The following is an 18,056-nucleotide window of genomic DNA, read 5'->3' as shown; positions in this document are numbered from 1 at the left end:
CCCGTCGAATACGAAGCCAATTACTACACCGAACTCACGAAACCCCAGGTCATCACCACAATCTGAGATCTCTACCGAACCCGGGGCGGTTCAGAGGCAGCGGCCGCTTGCCGGCGTCCTGCGCCTTTCCGCACAGCTCGGCGATGCGCTCCTCCGTGTCCTGCAGCCCGCTGGCACGCTCAGCCAGGGCTTCATCCTCGCTTGCGAGCTCGGCCAGGGCCTGCCTGCGTGCCGCTTGCCCCTCGGTGAGTGTGCTGAGTCTGCCGGGCGTGTCCTTGAGGACCTCGGCTGCTGCCGCCAGCGCGTCCAAGGTCAGGCCCGCCGTATCAGAAGCCTCCTTCTCGGCGGTGAAAGCCCGAAGACCGTCCGACTCATGCCATCCGGCAAGTCCGGGAACGCCGTAGAGGCACTGTTGCCCCTGCTGGGAGACGTCACGGTCTGCCTCCTGGGCGCCGGAGACGGCTCCGCCGAATCAGCCGCGCACTACTGGAAGTTCGTATCGCCACTGACCTCTGCCTGGAAATCCAGCATTGAGGAAGCCGTTGCCCGCGAGTACGGCTCCGTCGCCGTGCAGGACTGCTCGGACGTCCTGTCGCTGGCCTGCGCAGGGGTGCTGGGCTGCAAGGGGGACGTGGCGACCTTTCCCGACGGGGAGATCGCGCGGGTGGAACGGAGTTCGGCCGAGGTGCTCCGATTCATGACCGCGGACGAGCGCCTTGCTCTGGCCCCTCACAAGTGCTCTGCAGATCCGAAATCCGGACGGCGACGACTCACAGGCGCCTCTGAGTATGAACCGGACGCGGTGACCTGGCGGCGACTGGCGCAGACCATGGGGATGGCCGGTTCTGATGCGGTTGCGCGGTCCGTTTTGGAGATCCGCAACGTGTGGCAGGCCCCGATCAGGTTCAGGAACTCGATGGTCCGACGCGTGCGTTCAGGATTTCAGTCCTGTGCCGGCCCGGGCGGAGTGCCGAAGTCGTCGGTGCCGGTTGTCTGGCGGTGTGAGGGAAGCAGCAGGTCGTCCATGTTCCAGGGGGCTGCTACTGCTCCGGTGGGAGTCCATCCATAGCGTTCAAGTTGTCGGGCTTCCTTGGTATGTCCTGACTCCTCGAGGCTGACGATCGCCAGATGGGCGGCCAGCTCGCTTCCTGTGGCGACTGCGCGCCGGCACCATGCGAAGCATTCCGTCCACCGTCCTTTGTCTGCACAGAGCTGCGCAGCCCAGTACAGGGCGCCGGCGTCCCCCTCCGCGGTGGCTTTTTCGGCAGCTGCCAACGCCGAATTCACTTCGCCGCTGGCAGCCAGGCGCCGGGCCTCGGCCAGAGGCCGTGAGTCGTGGACGGCAGCGGCAGCGGCAGCCCATGCAGAGACCTCGCCCAGGGGAGTTGTGGGGCCTGTCCCGCTTGCGAGCCGGGACAGCAATTCCGCCGGCTCGTCGGAGAGGGAAGCGTACGAGGGGAGGTCTCCTGTCGTGCGGGGTGATGTCAGCTCACCCCACGTCAGGCCCATTGCGCTCTTGCAGCCGGCAGTCTGGGCCCGCCGGGCCCAGACGCGTGCGTCCTGTACAAGCCCTGCGTCCATCAGCCAGCCGACGGCCGCTTCATATGCCCCGTCCACGCCGGCTGCGATGGCTCGTTCACACCAGGCCAAGGCTCCCTCCAACTGCCCGCGTACTGCCAGTTCCTCGGCTGCCGTCATAAGCGAGTGAGCGTCTCCGGCCCGCGCTGCACGGTCGAACCAGACGAGGCACTCGTCTGTGAGGCCGGCCCAGGCAAGCACGACGCCGGTCCACCGCATGGCCTCGGCCGGTGCACAACCCGGCAGCCCCTCGAACCAGCCTGCCACTGCATCTGACCTCCCGACGCGGATCAGCTCCTCCGCTGCAATACGGGCCACTCGTGCGTGCCCTGCGGCATAGGCCTGCTCGAACCAAGGCAGTGCCTCCTCGAGCCTGTCCGCATCACTGAGCAGACGTGCGACTTTCATGTAGTCGCCGGCCCTCGCCCACAGGCGGCAGGCGATCTCCGTCAGTCCTCTGACTTCGGCCGCGGCGCCGAGTTGTTGCGCGGCATCGCCCTCGCAGTGCTGGATGGCTGCTTGCCAGAACAGGGCGGGGACGGGACGGACGCGCTGAGTGCTGCGGATGTGATCGACAAGGAAGTCGGCCACTCGGTAGGAGCGGTCGGCTGACGGTGTAACGGCGTGGGCAGAACCGCGCTGGCGCCTTTGCCGGTACAGCGGGCCGTGCACGCCCTTGACGGGCTCAGTGAGCCGTGCCAGCGCCTGCTCGCACCAATGTTCCGGAAGCAGATCCCACTCGGTATCAGTGAGATACGCCTCCGCAGCCTCGGCCAGAAAAGACGAGGACAAGCTGAGCGGGTGGCCCAGGCAGCGGGCCGTGATCGCGGCATCAAGCAGGGCCCGGGAACCAGGCGGTGCCTCGTCATAGATCGCCACCAGCTCGAATCCGGCGGCCAGGTACTGGGTGACCAGACCGTCCTGTGCGCTGAGGGCCGCCGCGGCCAGACGCGGGTCCGAAGAGTCCTTGATGGCCTCGACTTCTCCCGGCGTGAAAGCGGTGGGAACATGGAGATGGCGGCCCGCGAGCAGGACACGTGCCTGCCCGAAGGGATCCCTTCGTCCAGACGGGAGCGGAAGCCTCCCCTCGCGTTCAGAAGCGTCCCCAGGCTGCGGAGTTCGGCTCAGTTCATCGAAGTACCCCGGACCCGGCCAGATGGTTCCCAGGACCAGAACCGGCCCCCGGGAAGGTTCCTCCAGCAGGCTGCGAAGTCCGGCAGCGATCGGTTCACCGTAATCGGGATGCAGCAGGTAGTGGTGTGCTTCATTGAGCCAGACCACAGTCCTCGGGCCGACACGCCGAAGATCGGCAAGCGCAGCGCGGGGCCGGTCGGGATCGTAAGGATGCCACAGCCGCCAATCCTCAGGCAGGTGCCTGACGGCTTCGAAGCAGGACCTCGTCTTACCCGACGAAGACGTGCCTACGAGCATCACCACTTGACTTTTGCCTTCGACGGCCCGGGCAACGATCTGCCGCAACTCCCTGTCATGCTCGCGTTCTACATAGGCTGGCAGGCCCGTGCTGCCCAGCACCGTGATCGCCGGATGGACCTCCAGACGATAGGGGTCGATCTCCCGAACGAAGCGGCCGAGCGGTTCCTCAAGCTGTGCCTGAATCCACAGATCAGCTGCCTTGAGACCCGCTTGCTGTCCGTCCCCACCGGCCAGGCGCGTAAGCGTGGTGACCACCGCGACGGTGTCCGCCTGTCTTGCAGGCAGACCGGGCTCACCGATGATGCGGTTGATCGTGTCCCTGCCGGGGCTAGCGGACAGATCATCGTCCGCTCTGATCGCCGTAGCCAGGGCGTCCAGCGTCGGCGCGCCGGCGGCGATATACGCCTCGTAGACCAGGCCCTTGAGAACGCGCAGCGGCCCCGGCGGCACAGCCGGGCGCGCGATCAGTCTTCTTCGACCCGCGGGCCCGCCCACGATGCCGTCTCGTTTCATCGCACCATCGTGCCCAAACCGATGCCGGACGCGCTTGTGAACTGGGCTGAGTCCCAGTGCCGTTTGGGGCCCATCGCAACTCGGAAGTGCTGTATCCCGACGCCTGCACAGTGGAAGAGAGCCGGCCGGCTACCTCAATCCGCCACAACGTGAGGACACCTCCATGTCGCGTGCTCCCGCAGGTCGTCGCAACCACCGCTGCGTCAAGGACGTTCGCGCCACCGTGCTCGCGGCGGCCGTCTCCGGCTTCGTCCGCTTCCTTCTCGACCGACTGCACGAGTTCTTCTGACCGACCCGCCATCCGTCCGATAGAACCCGCGGCTGCGGGGTCATGCGAGCACAAGGCTGCGCGGCCGCCCCCTTTCAGCAGAGATGACTCACACCTCTCCGAACATGCGCTGGGTGGGCCGCGCTCCATGCTCGGCCCCCGTTCGGGTGACGGCGACTGTTACGTACTTTCGGAGTCCGGCCCACCTGTCGCAAGCGGCACTGGCTGCCCAGACGAGCGAGCGAGTCCGCCATTCCGCAGAAGCGACTGATGACCGGCCTTCATTTCGTCATGTTCATCACATTGGTGGGCTTTGCAGCCAAGAGTCACTGAAATATCCGTTATTCGTCACATGCTTCATGTTCCGGGCTGATCGGGTTCGGGGCCGGGCAAGGTGTGGGTGTGCGGCCGACCGGGCCGCCACCCAGCACAACACACCTCGGCAGCCAGCGACTTCACATCGCTGGTGCGGGGTGTGGGCTCTGAGAAGGAGGACCCCTGTGTCCGTTTCTGTGACTGTCCGTCGTCTGACCGCGGCTGCCGCTGTTGCGGCTGCCGCCGTGGGGGCGCTGGCACTTCCTGCCGCTGCTGCCGGCCAGCCCGTCGCCCGCCCGCACGATCGGGCTGTGGTGATCAGTGACGTGCAGTACGACTCCCCAGGTCGGGATGACCGTTCGAACTGGTCGCTCAACAAGGAGTGGGTGGACGTCACCAACACGGCCCGGCGGGCGGTGAACCTGGATGGCTGGACGCTGTCGGACGAGGCAGGCCACACTTACACCTTCCGCCACTTCCGCCTGGACGGGCGTTCCACCGTCCGCGTCCACACCGGCGAGGGCCGCGACCGCTACGCAGACGTCTACCAGGACCGCCGCAACTACGTGTGGAACAACGACCGGGACACCGCGACCCTGCGCAACGACCACGGCCGCTTCATCGACGACGCCTCCTGGGGCTACCGCGACCGTGACCGTGACCACCGCGGCGGGCACCGAGGCGGCGGCGACCGCCGCGCCTGACAGCGAGCCGGGTGCCGGCGGCCGGGATATCCCCGGTCCGGTCGCAGGCACCCTGTCGGCCGGTGCTGTGCTGGTGGTGGGGGCGCATCGCCACGGCGCCGTCGCGTATCTCTTCCTCATGCCTGGCCCGTTATCCACGCTTCTGTCGTGGTGACGGGCCAGAGGCATGTTCAGTGAGCGAGGGTGACGGTGATGGGCTGGTCGGGGCAGGCGGCCAGGTGCTTGGTGAGCGCGGCCTGTTCGGCGGAGTCGACAGTCAGCTGGTAGCGGGTTTTGTCGGCGACCCAGTTGGTGACGTACTCGCACTGGTAGCCGGCGGAGGAGGGCAGCCAGTCGGCGGGGTCCTTGTCGGCCTTGGACCGGTTGGAGGCCGCGGACACTGCGATCAGCGCCCGCGCGTCGTCCAGGTCGTTCGCGTAAGCCTCGCGCTCCTTCGCCGTCCACGCCGAAGCTCCGGAGTCCCACGCCTCAGCGAGCGGGACCAGATGGTCGACGTCCAGCTGGCTGGCGCTGTCGAGGTAGCGGTCGTCGTACGGCGAGTACCAGCTGCCCCCGCTCAGCGCGCACTTCGGACCGACCTCGGGAGCGGCGACGGCCTCCTCCAGGAGTACTTCCGCACGGGTGTTGCAGCCATTCTTGTCGGCGTCCGTCCAGTGCTTGAACTTGTCCCGGGTGTAGCCGGCACGGTCCTCGTCCGCGACGGTGAGAGCGGCGAGTGCGTCGCGGACCGGGAGGGTGATGGTTTCGCCGGGGGCGTGTCGTGCGGGCAGATGACCGGCAGCCGGGCTGGCTGCGTGGGCGGTGGAGGGAGCGAGCAGGACGAGCGGTGCGAACAGCGCGGCGATCAGGGTGCGTGGGGTGCGGATGAGGCGCACGGCCGGGTCTCCGTTTCGAAGATCGCGAACAGGGTTGTGATCTTCGTAGCTGTACTGGGGCCCGGTGCGAGCCGGTCGGACGCAGATTCACTCGCCTGGCGAACTAGTCACACCATCGAAGAAAGGACATTCGACCTGTCCCGGCTCCCAGGAGCATCTGGCCGCCGGCCTCCGTGAGGCTGTCGTCAAGTCCCCCTTCGCCCATAGGGATTGCTGTGACGCCGCGATGTGCCGTGCCCTGCGTGTCTGCCGTAGCGTTCTGACACTGCGCCTGCCCGGGGGAGTGCGGCGGGCCGTACCGGGGAGAGGGCGGTGTCCGGGTGACCGGGGACGATCAGGAGTGGGGTGCGCGTGGGGTCTGCCGGAGTGCTGATCCGGACGAGTTGTTCGTCGAGGGCGCGGCCCAGAACCAGGCCAAGACCGTGTGCGCGGCCTGTCCTGTGCGTACCGAATGTCTTTCGCATGCCCTCGACCACCGCATCGAGCACGGCATCTGGGGCGGTATGACCGAGCGGGAACGGCGCGCGCTACTGCGCCGACGACCGACGGTGATCTCGTGGCGGCTGCTGCTGGAGACTGCGCGGACCGAGTACGGCAGGCAGGAAGTGCATCGGGAGCCGGGCGAAAATTTGTCGCAGACAGGCTGAGTCCTGCCACCCCTGCCTGCGGCCGCCGAGACCGCAGACGGTGCGGACCGGCTCTCCAGGCGATCCCCCGTCAGGGTGTGCGCTCTGCCGCGGGGAAGGGCCGACGCCAACCGAAGCCGTGCGTGGGGTGATTGGGACCTCGCGGCCGGCCGCCCGGTCCACGATCGTGTCATGGACGAGGTTCAGGGGGGTACGGTTCCTTCAACCTCGAGCCCGCAGGTCGCGACGGATGAGTCGTCGGCGAGGTAGGGAGGGTTCGTCAACCCGCCTACCGCACTGCGGTACACGTGGTTACACGCGTACTCTCCCACGTCGATTGGGCCCCTGCTCGTCGCGCACTCGGTAGACACCGGGGCTCACTTCGTCGGATTGTTCGGCGACAATCCGCGCCAGGTGCTGAGGCCAGCTTGTGTGCAGGTCCCAGGTCACACCTACAGGTAGCTTCATTTGCCGAGCACGGGCAAGCCGCGCGCCGGACAGGTTCGCGCCGACCAGGTTTGCGTTGGTGAGCTTCGCGTCGGTTAGGTCTGCGCCGCTCAGGTTCGCGCGAGGTAGGTCTGCGCCGAGCAGGTTCACATAGGTTAGATTCGCGCCAGTGAGGTTCGCGCCGACCAGGCTCGTGTCGGTGAGGTTCGCGCGGGTCAGGTCGGCGCCGGTGAGGTTCGCGCGGGTCAGGTCGGCGCCGGTGAGGTCCGCGCCGGTCAGGTCCGCGTTGAGTAGGTCGGCGCCGGTCAGGTTCGTGGTGAACAGCTCCGCGCCGAGCAGGATCACACCGGTCAAGTCTGCGTTGAGTAGCTTTGCACGGAACAGCCTTGTGGAGGTCAGATTCGCATGGGTTAGGTCTGCACGGGTCAGATTTGCGCTGCTTAGGTTGACGCCTAGCAGGTTTGCGTCGGTGAGGTTTGCGCCGGTCAGGTTCGCGTCGAGCAGGTCCGCGCCGGCCAGGTCTGTGCCACTCAGGTTCGCGCCGAGCAGGTCTGCGCCGGCCAGGTCTGCGCCAGCCAGGTCCGCGTGGGGCAGCGAATGCGGGGATTGGCTCTGCTGCGCAGAATTGTTGAGTTGCGCGGCTGCTCGGACAGGTTCGTTAGGCGGGTCCGTTGCATCCTCAACGATGGCTTTCGCCGTGGCGACGATGGCCTCAGGATTGGCGCCGGGGCAAGCGAGGTAGAGCAGTCCGCTCAAGCGGGCCGCGTGCTCGGATCGTTCGGCGTCCGTCACCACGTCTCCAGGGTAGGCCGATGGTTCACCTTGCGGACCGATGCTGCTTGACACAGATGGGACAGCGGTAGTCGGCAAGGTTGTTGACCGCGAGCAGAAATGCGATGGCTTCCCGCTCGGCCCTCCGCACCGTGTCTGCCGCCCCTGTTGACGTCGGTACCGAGGCCCCCATGATGATCTCGATCAAATCGGTGAAGTGCCGTTCAGCGCTTTTCCAGTCGGGTTCTACATCCGGGGCTGCATGGCGGGCGCCGAAGGATCGGACTGCAGCCTTGACGGTTTCACTGCCCTGTTCGTACACGTCGTGCAGGGTGATCACGGGCCGCCCCCAGACGGCGGGAGGGGCCCGGATTGTTGGGCTAGGCGGCGCAGTTCGTCGAGGACGTCGCCAAGCTCACGCGCGTGATGGGCCTGGATCTGCTCGGTGATGACATAGCCAGCAGCCGCGCCGACAATAGCTGGGATTGCGGCCCAGCCAGTCAGAGATAGTGGCCAGGCGCACCACTGGGGACGGACATCAGCGGGCGAGGTGATGCCGGTCATCACCTCGTAAGCTGGTGCCCAGCCGATCATGATCCCATCGAGGACATACAGCACCAAGCACACCGCCAGCAGGGCGGCGCCGCGACTGAGTAGCCAGAAGCCGAACCGCGGCAGGGCGTGCCGATCGGCCCACCGCGCCCGCAGGCGCAGCCGCCGGCTGGGGGGCGGGGGGCCGCCAGGCGGGGGTGTGGGTGCTGCGGTCACAACACAAACGGTAAGGGGCCGGTGAGCCGCAAGGCGGGCGAACGTTGGCCTTCACGGACGAAGTTGGTGCCGCGCCGAGATGGATGCTGCGCATCTTTGAGGTCCGCTCGGTCGCTGAGACCGAGCGACAGCGCGCCTGCCAGCGCACGCGAACAGCCAGTGGATCTCGTGCGGCCCGATCCTCCAAGCTCTCACCCCGATACCCGTTTATCAGGAAAACCGCCCGTCACTGCCCTCTCTGTAGTTACTGTCTGCACTCATGCGGTTTCTGCACACTTCGGACTGGCACCTGGGCCGCCGGTTCCACTCAGAAGACCTCATCCCTGCCCAGGAAGCCTTCCTCGACCATCTGGTCGACACCGCCCGTAGTGAGGACGTCGACGCGGTCCTCGTGGCCGGTGACATCTATGACCGGGCCATCCCCAGCCTGGACGCCGTGCGCCTGTTCAACCGCGCGCTGCACCAGCTCGCCGACCTCGACGTCCCGATCGTCATGATCAGCGGAAACCACGACTCGGCCCACCGCCTCGGTGTCGGCTCCAGCCTCTTCGCCCGCGCCGGTATCCACCTGCGCACCGACCCGGACACCTGCGATGTCCCGGTCCTCCTTGAAGACGCCGACGGCCCGGTCGCCGTGTACGGCATCCCCTACCTTGAGCCGTCGATGGTCCACACCCAGCTGGACGCGGAATCCGCCTCCCACCACGCAGTGCTCACTGCCGCGCTGGACAGGATCCACGCCGACCTCACCAACCGCCAGCCGGCCGGAACCCGCTCCGTGGTCATCGCCCACGCCTTCGTCACCCCCGGCACCATCCACAACGAAGTCCGCGGCATGGAAGAGTCCGACAGCGAACGCGACCTGAGCGTCGGCGGGGTCGCCCACGCCGGCGCAGACGTCTTCGACGGCATCGACTACGTCGCTCTCGGCCACCTCCACGGCCCCCAGAAGGTCACCGACCGCATCCACTACAGCGGCTCCCCGCTCGCCTACTCCTTCTCCGAAGCCGCCCACACCAAGTCCCTCACCCTCGTCGACCTCACCACCCGGGGTACAGCCCCCGCTCTGAAGCGGCTGCCCTGCCCGAAGCCTCACCGCCTGGAGCGACTCGAAGGCCTCATCGACGACCTGCTCACCGACCCCGCCCACGAGCACCTCGAAGGCGCCTGGCTCGAGGTCACACTCACCGACCCCGCCCTTCCCTTCGAAGCCATGGCCCGCCTGCGCCGCCGCTTCACCCACACCCTCAGCCTCAAGCATCAGCGTCCCTTCATCCCCGCCCAGGCCACCGACACCCCCACCTACACCGAACGCCTGCAGGGCCGCAGCGAACTCGACATCGCCTGCGACTTCATCACCGACCTGCGCGGCGCCGCCCCCACCCCCGACGAACACGCCCTGCTCCAACTGGCCGTCGACGCCGCCCGCGTGAACGAACTGCAGAAGGAAACCGTCTGATGCGTCTGCACCGCCTCACCCTGCAGGCGTTCGGCCCCTTCGCCGGCACCCACACCGTCGACTTCGACGCCCTGACCGCCGACGGCCTCTTCCTCCTGCACGGTGACACCGGAGCCGGCAAGAGCACCCTGTTCACCGCCATCTGCTTCGCCCTGTACGGCGAACCCCCGGTCGACCGCGAACTGATGCTGCGCAGCCACCACGCCCCGGACAGCCTGCTCACCCAGGTCACCCTCGACGTCACCGTCGCCGGCCGGCGACTCCTGATCGACCGCATCCCCCAGCAGACCCGCCCCAAGCGCAGCGGCACGGGCGACACCCTCCAGAAGGCCGAGACCCGGCTCCACCGGTGGACCACCGACTCCCTCGGCGAGGGTCACTGGGAGCCCTCCAGCAAGTCCCACCAGGAAACCGGCAAAGAGATCAAAGACCTGCTCGGCATGAGCCGGACCCAGTTCTGCCAGGTGGTCCTCCTGCCCCAGAACGAGTTCACCAAGTTCCTCTACGCCGCCGCACCGCAACGCCGTGAACTCCTCGGCAAGCTCTTCCACACCGACCGCTACGCCTTCATCGAACGCTGGCTCAACGACCACAGCCGCACCGTCCAGAAGAACCGCGACACCGCCCGCGACGAGGTTCTCCACCTCGCCTCCCGCATCCACCAGGCCGCGGGCCCCACACTGAAGTCCCGGCACGACGCACCCACTCCCGACAACCCGCACACCCTGGCCGACCCTGCCCTGGCCTGGGCCCACGACCTCACCCAGGCGAGCCACACCGAAGCCCTCCAGGCCCACAACGACGCCGAAACAGCAAGAAACAACCAGCTCGCCCAGCAACAGCTGGAGAACGAAACCCGCGGACTGCACCAGCGTCAGACCACTCACGCCGCCGCCCGCGAGCACATGGACCGACTCGACGGACAGACCCCCCACCAGCAGGAACTGGGCCGCCGCCGCGAACAGGCCCGCCGCGCACAGCAACTCGCACCCCTGCTGCACGCCGTCACCACCGCCCGCACCGACCACACCCGCGCCCAGGACACCGAACGCGACGCCCGCACCCGACTGCTCCCCGAACACGCAACACTCCAAGCCGCCGACCTCGCCACCGCCGGACAGCACGTGCGCGACGACATCGCCGTGCTGAACACCCTCCTACCCGAGGAAGACACCCTCCACCGGCTCACCGCCGACCTCGAACGCATCGACGCCGAGCAGCAGGACTTCACCCACCAGCAGCGCACCGCCCGCGACTGGCTCGAACAGGAAGCCACCCAGCGCACCGCCCTGGAGGCGCGCCGGGAAACCGCCCGCCTGGCGGAGGAACACAGCCGGGGCCACCAGACCCAGCTGGACACCCTCGGTATCCGCCTGGCAGCCGCCGAACGCCGCGATGCCCACCTCGCACAGATCGCCACCGCCCAGCAGCGCCTGACCACCGCGCAGAAGGAAGCCGAACAGGCCGCCCAGGCACACATCGACATCCGCCGCCGACGCACCGAGGGCATGGCTGCCGAACTCGCAGCCGGCCTCACCGACGGCACACCCTGCCCGGTCTGCGGATCCTGCTCCCACCCGGCCCCCGCCCAGGCGCCCGACGGACACCCCAACCGCGAGGCCGAGCAGGCCGCCGAGGAAACCCACCTGCAGGCCCAGCAACAACGCGACACGATCGCCGCCGAGCTGCAACAGTTGCGCGAGAGCGCTGCGGGCGCCACCGGCGAAGCAGGCGAGACCCCGCTGGCCACCCTCAAGACGGAACACGGCCAACTCACCGAGCAGATCACCGACACCCTCCAGCGTGCCGCCGACCGCGGGATCGTCGAAGAAGAACTCCTCAAGCTGGACCGCGAACACACAGCCATGACGCAGCAGGACAGCACCGCCACCGCCGGCCTGTCCGCCCGCACCGCCACCCAGGAAACCCTCTCCCGGCAACAGACCGAGCTCACCCAAAAACTCGACACCGCCCGCGGCACCGCCCCCACCCTGGCAGCCCGCATCGACGACCTCACCCGCACCGCCGACCACCTCGAGCACGCCGCCGAGGCATCACGCACCGCCACCAGCCTCACCCAGGCCCTCATGACCCGCACCAGCGAGGCCACCAACGCTGCCACCGCCCAGGACTTCGGCACCCTCACCGCCGCCGAACAAGCCCTGCTCAGCGAACAGGACCTCAACGCCCTGGAAGAAGAGATCAACCAGTGGCGTGAAGCACGAGCCACCCACCAAGCCGTCCTCGACGACCCCGCCCTCCAACACGCAGCCGCCCAGCCTGCAGCCGACGTCGACGCAGCCGCCGCCCTGCGCGCCGCCGCAGACGACCACCACGCCCAGGCCGTGACCGCCGCCACCACCGCCAGCACCCGCACCGGTGAACTCACCGAACTCGCCACCACCCTGGGCACGGCCGTCGAACACCTGAAGACACTCGAACAGGCCCACACCACCGCCCGCCACCTCGCCGACCTGGCCACCGGCAACGCACCAGGAACCCGGGTCCGCATGCAACTGGAGGCCTACGTCCTGGCCGCCCGCCTCGAACAAGTCGTCACCGCCGCCAACACCCGCCTCCACCTGATGTCCGAAGGCCGCTACACCCTGCGCCACTCCGACCAACAGGCCGCCCACGGCGCCCGCTCCGGTCTCGGCCTGGAAATCACCGACTCCTGGACCGGCCGTCCCCGCAAGACCGACACCCTCTCCGGAGGCGAGTCCTTCTTCGCCTCTCTCTCCCTCGCCCTCGGCCTGGCCGACGTCGTCACCCACGAAGCCGGCGGCAACCCCCTCGACACCCTCTTCATCGACGAAGGCTTCGGCACCCTCGACGACGACACCCTCCACAACGTCCTTGACGTCCTCGACTCCCTGCGCGCACACGACCGCACTGTCGGCGTCATCAGCCACATCCCCGAACTGCGCCGCCGCATCACCCAGCGACTCCACGTCCGAAAGAGCCCCAGCGGCTCCACCCTCGCCCACCTGACCGAAGCAGCCGAATAACCTGCATCCCGAGAGAGCAGAGCCCCCGCCCCGCCCTCCGAGAACCTTCAGCCGACCCCACGGAGCGGTACACCTTCATGGCCCCCGACATCGAACTGCGGCCCCACCAGAAGGAAGCCGTCTCCGCCGCAGTCTCCGCGCTCCGCAATCACCCCCGCGCGAGCGTGATCGCCGCCTGCGGCACCGGGAAGACCTTCATCGCCGCCCGCACCACCGCCCGCATCGCCCCCCGCGGTGGCGTGCTGGTCCTCCTGCCGACACTGGACCTGCTGTCCCAGACCATCCGCTCGTGGCGCACCGCGGGCCGCAGAGGCGCAGCCGTCGCTGTGTGCTCGCAACGCCAGGCCCTCGACCACGAACCGCTCGGCGCCGACATCCCCCTCACCACCGACCCGGCCGAACTGACCGCCCTGGCCCGGCAGCCCGGCCCGGTCACCGCCTACGCCACCTACGCCTCCCTGCCCGCGGTGGTCGCCGCCCACCGCGACCACCGCCTGCCCGCCTGGGACCTGGTGGTCGTCGACGAAGCCCACCGCACGGCCGGCCGCCTCGGCAAAGCCTGGGCCGCCGTCCACCACGACGACCAGGTCCCCGCCGTCCGCCGCCTCTACCTGACCGCCACCCCCCGCATCTGGGACCCCGACAACGGCGACGACGACACCACCGGCACCGACGCCGTGGCATCCATGGACGACGAGACGATCTTCGGCCCCGTCGCCTACCGCCTGACCCTCTCCGACGCCATCGACCTCGGCCTGCTCGCCGACTACCAGATCCTCGTCCCCGTCGTCGGCGACGAGGACCTCCGCGACTGGCTCGCCACCGGGCCCGGCGCAGGCGTCGACGGCCTGCGCCTGGCCGGCCGCCAGGTCGCCGTGCTCCGCGCCATCCACGACCACCGGCTGCGCCGCATCCTTACCTTCCACCACCGCGTCGCCGACGCCCGCGCCTTCGCCACCACCCTGGCCGACACCGCCGCCACCCTGCCCGACGACCTGCGTCCCCGCGGCCTGTGGGCGGACTGGGTCAGCGGCAGCCACCCCCCACAGGTACGCCGCCGCCTCCTGCTCGAATTCGCCTCCCACACCGCCCATGAGGCCCCCGCCGTGCTCTCCAACGCCCGCGTCCTGGGCGAGGGCATCGACGTACCCTCCATCGACGCCGTCGTCTTCGCCGACCCCAAGAACAGCCCCGTCGACACCGTCCAGGCCGTCGGACGCGCCCTGCGCCAACAGCCCGGCGCCGGCAAGAAGGCCACCCTCGTCGTCCCCGTCTACCTCACCCCCGGCGAAGACCCCGACGACCTCCTCGGCGCCGACGCCTACACCCCGCTCTGGCACACCATCCAGGCCCTGCGCGCGCACGACGACCGCCTCCACGCCCGCCTCGCCGACCCCCGCACCCAACGCCCCACCATGCCCCCGCGCGATCCCGAAGCCTGGCTGCACTTCGACCGCCCCGCCCAGACCGAGGAAATCGCCCTCGCCCTCTCACTTCGGGTCCTCGCCCCCAAGAGCGCCGAATGGCGCCGCGGTCTCAACGCCGCCCGCCGCTACCACCGCACCCACCACCACCTCGACGTCTCCCAGACCTACGAGGACACCACCGGCTACCCCCTGGGCCGCTGGCTCACCTGGCAGCGCCACCTCCACACCACAGGCACCCTCGACGCGACACGCACCCAAGCCCTCGAACGCCTCGGCATCATCTGGGACCCCCGCCAGCAGGCCTTCGAGCGCGGCCTGGCCCACGCCGCGGCTCACGCCGCCCGCCACGGCCACCTCGCCGTTCCCGTCGACGAGGTCCACGACGACTTCCCGCTCGGCCGCTGGCTCGCCACCCAGCGCACCCGCGCCCACCAACTGCCCCCAGAACGCACCGCCGCCCTGACCGCCCTGGACCCGTGGTGGAACCCGCCCTGGCCGATCACCTGGCAGCGCGCCTACCACGCCGCCCGCCGGCAGAAGGAAGACCACACGGCCCACACGTCGGCGGGGGAGTGGGTCACCGCCCAGCTCACCCGCAGCGCCGACCTCCGGCCCGAGCAACGCCGCCTCCTTCAGGAACTGCGCCCCGCCGTGCCGGACGTGCCTGCCGTGACGCCCAAGGACAGCCCACTGCCGGCACGGGAGCAGGCCTTCCAGCAGGGGCTGGCCGCCGCACGGGCCTTCCGTGTCAGAGAAGGCCATCTCAAGGTGCCCCAGCGCCACGTCGAGGAGATCGACGGCGAGCGGGTACGCCTGGGGCAGTGGCTGAGCAACCTGAGCCGACGCCGGTCCGGTCTCAGCCCTCAACGCCTGGCCGCTCTGGCCGAGCTGGGGCTGTGACCGGGCAGACGCCCAGCCTCACTGCTGCCCGGTCTCTCAGCCGGTTCCCGGGCGCGCGATACCGCGCTGGGGAACCGGGGACTCCCGCCGCCCCACACGTGATGCGGCGTACCGCTTCCATCTGTCTCACGGCGGACCGGCCAGCTCAGGGCCGGCCCGCCGCCGCGTGCCGAGGCCTCCGTGGCGCCGAGGACCCGGCACCGGAGCCCGCCCGGTACAGCCGTCCGTTCCGGTGAAGGCCGCCAGAGGCCGGTCCCGGCCCTGCTGACGCACGGCCTGTCCTCCGGCCGCAGCAGGCCGTGCCCGGGGCGGCCGTGTCTGCCGCACCAGCCGGTCAGCACGGGCCGACGCCCGGTGAGCTCCGATGCGCCGGCCAGCCATTTCTTGCAAGGCCGCCCCAGGGATTCCCTAGCTTCGAATGGAGAGTTTCCGGAGGAAGAGGAGAAATTTCTCCAGCAATGGCTGGCTACTCTGGGTAATTTCTTTGGTCAATGACCGCTGGCCGCGCAGGGCTTCGTCGCGGGCCCGGTCGAAGTAGGCCTGCCCGCTCTCTTGCCCCTGCATCCAGTCGTGACCCGAGGTGGCGACCACCTGATCGGGAGGACTGGCATTCCCGCCGGTCTTCTTGATCTCGGACTCCATCACCGTTCCCCCAAAGGACCTGCACGTCGGAAACTTCTAACGACGTCTCTACAGTAGAAAGTTCTGCCCGTTCCGAATTTGCACAAACATGCACAATGGCTATTCACTGTGCGGTACGCTGTCTGATTCCCCCTGCCGGGCGGAATTGTTTCCGTTCTGCTGGGGAATCTGACTGTCCGGCCGATTCCGGACTCTGGGAAGACTTGCAAGACTCGCGATCGCATAAAACTTCCGGTAATTGCTGTCGAGGATTGCACCCGGCTGAGGGGCGGGAATGTCCCCAGGGTTCCTGGCCTGGATGACAATCAGCCCCTGAGGCGTGGAGCCGGTCGTCACGGGGAGGAACAGGGCTGTCCGGTAGCCGTTCACCAGCCTCACCCGGTCCGCGCCGTCGAAGTGGGCCCCGTCGATGTTCGGCACGAATTTGAAACCGTCCTGGCCCGACTCGGCCAGGAACAGCATGTACGAGCCGCCATTCCCGTCGTTCTTGGCGTACGTCCTGGGAAGGGCGCCCGCGTTGCCCGACGGTGCCTCGAGGACCAGCTCCCGCGGTTCGCTGTCGAGCCTGTAGAAGGCACACAGGGCGTCAGCACACACAAGCTCACCTGCAGTTTCGATCAGCTTGTCGAGGATCTGCCCACGGAGGGTCTCGTAATTTCCGTCCCCTTGGTGAATTTTCCCGTACCACTGCGTCACCGGCTGGATTCCGGCATCGAACACCGCCGCCCGCACCAGCTCTTTTTCCGCCTTTTCGGCACGTGTTTCCGCCAGGGCGATGGCCGCCCGCGACTTCTTATCGGAAACCATCTGCCAGACGGACAAAACAATAATGAGAACGACCCCGATGAGTGCAGGAAGCCAGAGGATTTTCCCGGTCGCGAGCGCGCCGAAAACAAGTGAGACGATCCCGGGGCCTGCAGAAACTGCCAGGATGCGACCCAGAGACTTTATTTTGTTCGGGTTTCCTTGAGGCATGACGCATCTCCGCAACGAAAATTAAGGAACGTTAGTGAATGGAACGTAGTATCCAGCCATCCATGGCGGAGGGAATCTGCGATTCATTCCAATGGGTGAATCCATTGCATATATGCAGGGGCGTATTGAAGTGCTCGGGGGGCGCTCTGAAAAAGTGCGTACCACCCCGGCGAAGATCCCGGACCTCACCTGCCCGGCAGACGCACATGCCTGCACATCAGCAACTGCACTTCCGTGCCGAGCACTTCGGCCCGCTGGAGTGTCCCCACACCCGGACCGGTCACCGTCCCGTACCGTCCCTCCGGTGGCGAGGACCCTCAGACTGGCAGTGGCCCAGAGCACTGTTCCCGAAGACCCCACCGACCCGCACTGCCTGCGCGAGAGCGGCACGCAGATCCGGAACCTGATGCGCGCGGCAAGCCACGCAGGTGCGCGGCTCGTGCAGTTCCCCGAGGGTGCAGTCGTCTACCCCAGCAAGTACGTGATGTCCTCGGCAGGCCCCGATACCGTCGCCGAAGCGGATTGGACCCGCCTGCCCTGGGACGTCCTGGAGGAAGAGACCCGCGCGATCGCCTCTCTCGCCGGCGGCCTCGGGCTCTGGACGGCGTTCGGCGCACCGCACCATCTCGCCCCACCGCACCGGCCGCACAACAGCTTCCACGTGGTCAGCGACGTCGGCCGCTTCGTCATCCGCTACGACAAGCGACTGCTGTCCCACACCGAAGCCTCCTACATGTACACACCCGGAACCGGCCCCAAAGTCTTCGAGATCGACGGCATCCGCTTCGGCATCGCACTGTGCATCGAGGCCCACTTCCCCGAACTCTTCGCCGAGTACGAACGCCTCGACACCGACTGCGTCCTGCTCTCGGTGATGGTCGACGACGCGATGCGGGCCGTCATCGCCCAGGCCTACGCCGCCCTGTACGGCTACTGGATCGGCTATTCCGTCCCCGCCCAGTACAGCACCACAGTGCCCTCAAGCATCGCGGCGCCGGGAGGACGGTGGCTCGCGCGCTGCCGCGACGACAACCGCCCCGGTCTGGCCGTCGCCGACATCGACCTCGACGCAACCGACCACGACATCCACGTGGCGCGCCGCCTCGCCCGGCCCTGGCGACGACGGGCACAAGACGCCTTCGACCACCGCCAAAACCCCTCTCGCGGTGCCGGCAGAGCAGTATCAGGAACACCTCCTGAAACCCTGCCCCCTGCCATCCCTCCTCTCCTGCTCGCCCTGCTGAACCACCTTGCCGCTGAGGTTGAAAGGGTGGGGTGACAGCGGGCGTTGGCGGTGCTACATCCTCGTCATGAGGTACGCGGATGGCGGCGGTCTGACCGCTGCG

At 68.1% G+C, this 18,056-nt stretch carries 15 protein-coding genes; 7 read left to right on the top strand and 8 right to left on the bottom strand.

Features of this window, described 5'->3' with window-relative positions:
- Nucleotides 1–52: 52 nt before the first annotated feature.
- Together ACZ619_RS45105 and ACZ619_RS45100 are read right to left on the bottom strand one after the other, a co-directional pair.
- Nucleotides 53–310 carry a hypothetical protein gene (locus tag ACZ619_RS45105; protein ID WP_469611803.1) on the bottom strand — a complete coding sequence of 86 codons (258 nt, stop codon included), beginning with the start codon at nucleotides 308–310 and terminating at the stop codon, nucleotides 53–55.
- A 632-nt stretch (nucleotides 311–942) separates the two neighbouring features.
- Nucleotides 943–3,525, bottom strand: coding sequence for a hypothetical protein (locus tag ACZ619_RS45100; RefSeq protein WP_469611802.1), 2,583 nt, complete (start codon nucleotides 3,523–3,525; stop codon nucleotides 943–945).
- A 163-nt stretch (nucleotides 3,526–3,688) separates the two neighbouring features.
- Between ACZ619_RS45100 and ACZ619_RS45095 the strand changes: the two genes are divergently transcribed.
- Both ACZ619_RS45095 and ACZ619_RS45090 read left to right on the top strand, forming a co-directional pair.
- A complete protein-coding gene (locus ACZ619_RS45095; RefSeq protein WP_469611801.1) occupies nucleotides 3,689–3,814 on the top strand; it encodes a hypothetical protein in 126 nt (41 codons plus the stop codon).
- A 491-nt stretch (nucleotides 3,815–4,305) separates the two neighbouring features.
- A complete protein-coding gene (locus tag ACZ619_RS45090) occupies nucleotides 4,306–4,812 on the top strand; it encodes a lamin tail domain-containing protein (protein WP_469611805.1) in 507 nt (168 codons plus the stop codon).
- Between the two features lie 170 nt (nucleotides 4,813–4,982).
- On the opposite strand, the gene ACZ619_RS45085 is transcribed toward ACZ619_RS45090, so the two are convergent.
- Nucleotides 4,983–5,678 carry an HNH endonuclease family protein gene (locus ACZ619_RS45085; RefSeq protein WP_469611804.1) on the bottom strand — a complete coding sequence of 232 codons (696 nt, stop codon included), beginning with the start codon at nucleotides 5,676–5,678 and terminating at the stop codon, nucleotides 4,983–4,985.
- Between the two features lie 329 nt (nucleotides 5,679–6,007).
- Here ACZ619_RS45085 and ACZ619_RS45080 point away from each other — a divergent pair, with 329 nt between their 5' ends.
- On the top strand, nucleotides 6,008–6,334 hold the full coding sequence (locus ACZ619_RS45080; RefSeq protein ID WP_469611800.1) for a WhiB family transcriptional regulator: 327 nt from the start codon (nucleotides 6,008–6,010) through the stop codon (nucleotides 6,332–6,334).
- A gap of 291 nt (nucleotides 6,335–6,625) precedes the next feature.
- On the opposite strand, the gene ACZ619_RS45075 is transcribed toward ACZ619_RS45080, so the two are convergent.
- The 3 genes from ACZ619_RS45075 to ACZ619_RS45065 are packed head-to-tail and all read right to left on the bottom strand — an operon-like array spanning nucleotide 6,626 to nucleotide 8,299.
- Entirely contained in the window at nucleotides 6,626–7,555 is a 930-nt protein-coding gene (locus ACZ619_RS45075) for a pentapeptide repeat-containing protein (protein WP_469611799.1), read from the bottom strand.
- A gap of 22 nt (nucleotides 7,556–7,577) precedes the next feature.
- Nucleotides 7,578–7,871 carry a hypothetical protein gene (locus ACZ619_RS45070; protein WP_469611798.1) on the bottom strand — a complete coding sequence of 98 codons (294 nt, stop codon included), beginning with the start codon at nucleotides 7,869–7,871 and terminating at the stop codon, nucleotides 7,578–7,580.
- Entirely contained in the window at nucleotides 7,868–8,299 is a 432-nt protein-coding gene (locus tag ACZ619_RS45065) for a DUF6313 family protein (RefSeq protein ID WP_469611797.1), read from the bottom strand. The genes ACZ619_RS45070 and ACZ619_RS45065 overlap by 4 nt, the downstream gene beginning before the upstream one ends.
- A gap of 259 nt (nucleotides 8,300–8,558) precedes the next feature.
- Here ACZ619_RS45065 and ACZ619_RS45060 point away from each other — a divergent pair, with 259 nt between their 5' ends.
- From ACZ619_RS45060 to ACZ619_RS45050, 3 genes are all read left to right on the top strand, one after another.
- Nucleotides 8,559–9,758, top strand: coding sequence for an exonuclease SbcCD subunit D (locus ACZ619_RS45060; RefSeq protein WP_469611796.1), 1,200 nt, complete (start codon nucleotides 8,559–8,561; stop codon nucleotides 9,756–9,758).
- On the top strand, nucleotides 9,758–12,766 hold the full coding sequence (locus tag ACZ619_RS45055; protein ID WP_469611795.1) for an AAA family ATPase: 3,009 nt from the start codon (nucleotides 9,758–9,760) through the stop codon (nucleotides 12,764–12,766). The genes ACZ619_RS45060 and ACZ619_RS45055 overlap by 1 nt, the downstream gene beginning before the upstream one ends.
- Nucleotides 12,767–12,843: 77 nt before the next feature.
- A complete protein-coding gene (locus ACZ619_RS45050) occupies nucleotides 12,844–15,093 on the top strand; it encodes a helicase associated domain-containing protein (protein ID WP_469611794.1) in 2,250 nt (749 codons plus the stop codon).
- 408 nt (nucleotides 15,094–15,501) lie between these two features.
- Here the strand turns inward: ACZ619_RS45050 and ACZ619_RS45045 are convergent, their stop codons facing one another.
- Nucleotides 15,502–15,735 carry a hypothetical protein gene (locus tag ACZ619_RS45045; protein WP_469611793.1) on the bottom strand — a complete coding sequence of 78 codons (234 nt, stop codon included), beginning with the start codon at nucleotides 15,733–15,735 and terminating at the stop codon, nucleotides 15,502–15,504.
- Between the two features lie 99 nt (nucleotides 15,736–15,834).
- The gene (locus ACZ619_RS45040; RefSeq protein ID WP_469611792.1) at nucleotides 15,835–16,710 is read right to left on the bottom strand and encodes a hypothetical protein; all 876 of its coding nucleotides are present in this window, start codon (nucleotides 16,708–16,710) and stop codon (nucleotides 15,835–15,837) included.
- 304 nt (nucleotides 16,711–17,014) lie between these two features.
- Here ACZ619_RS45040 and ACZ619_RS45035 point away from each other — a divergent pair, with 304 nt between their 5' ends.
- Nucleotides 17,015–17,989, top strand: coding sequence for a carbon-nitrogen hydrolase family protein (locus ACZ619_RS45035; protein ID WP_469611791.1), 975 nt, complete (start codon nucleotides 17,015–17,017; stop codon nucleotides 17,987–17,989).
- Nucleotides 17,990–18,056: the final 67 nt, after the last annotated feature.

This window comes from Streptomyces sp. NPDC104367 (assembly GCF_055583825.1).
This window is presented reverse-complemented; position numbering and strand designations above follow the sequence as displayed.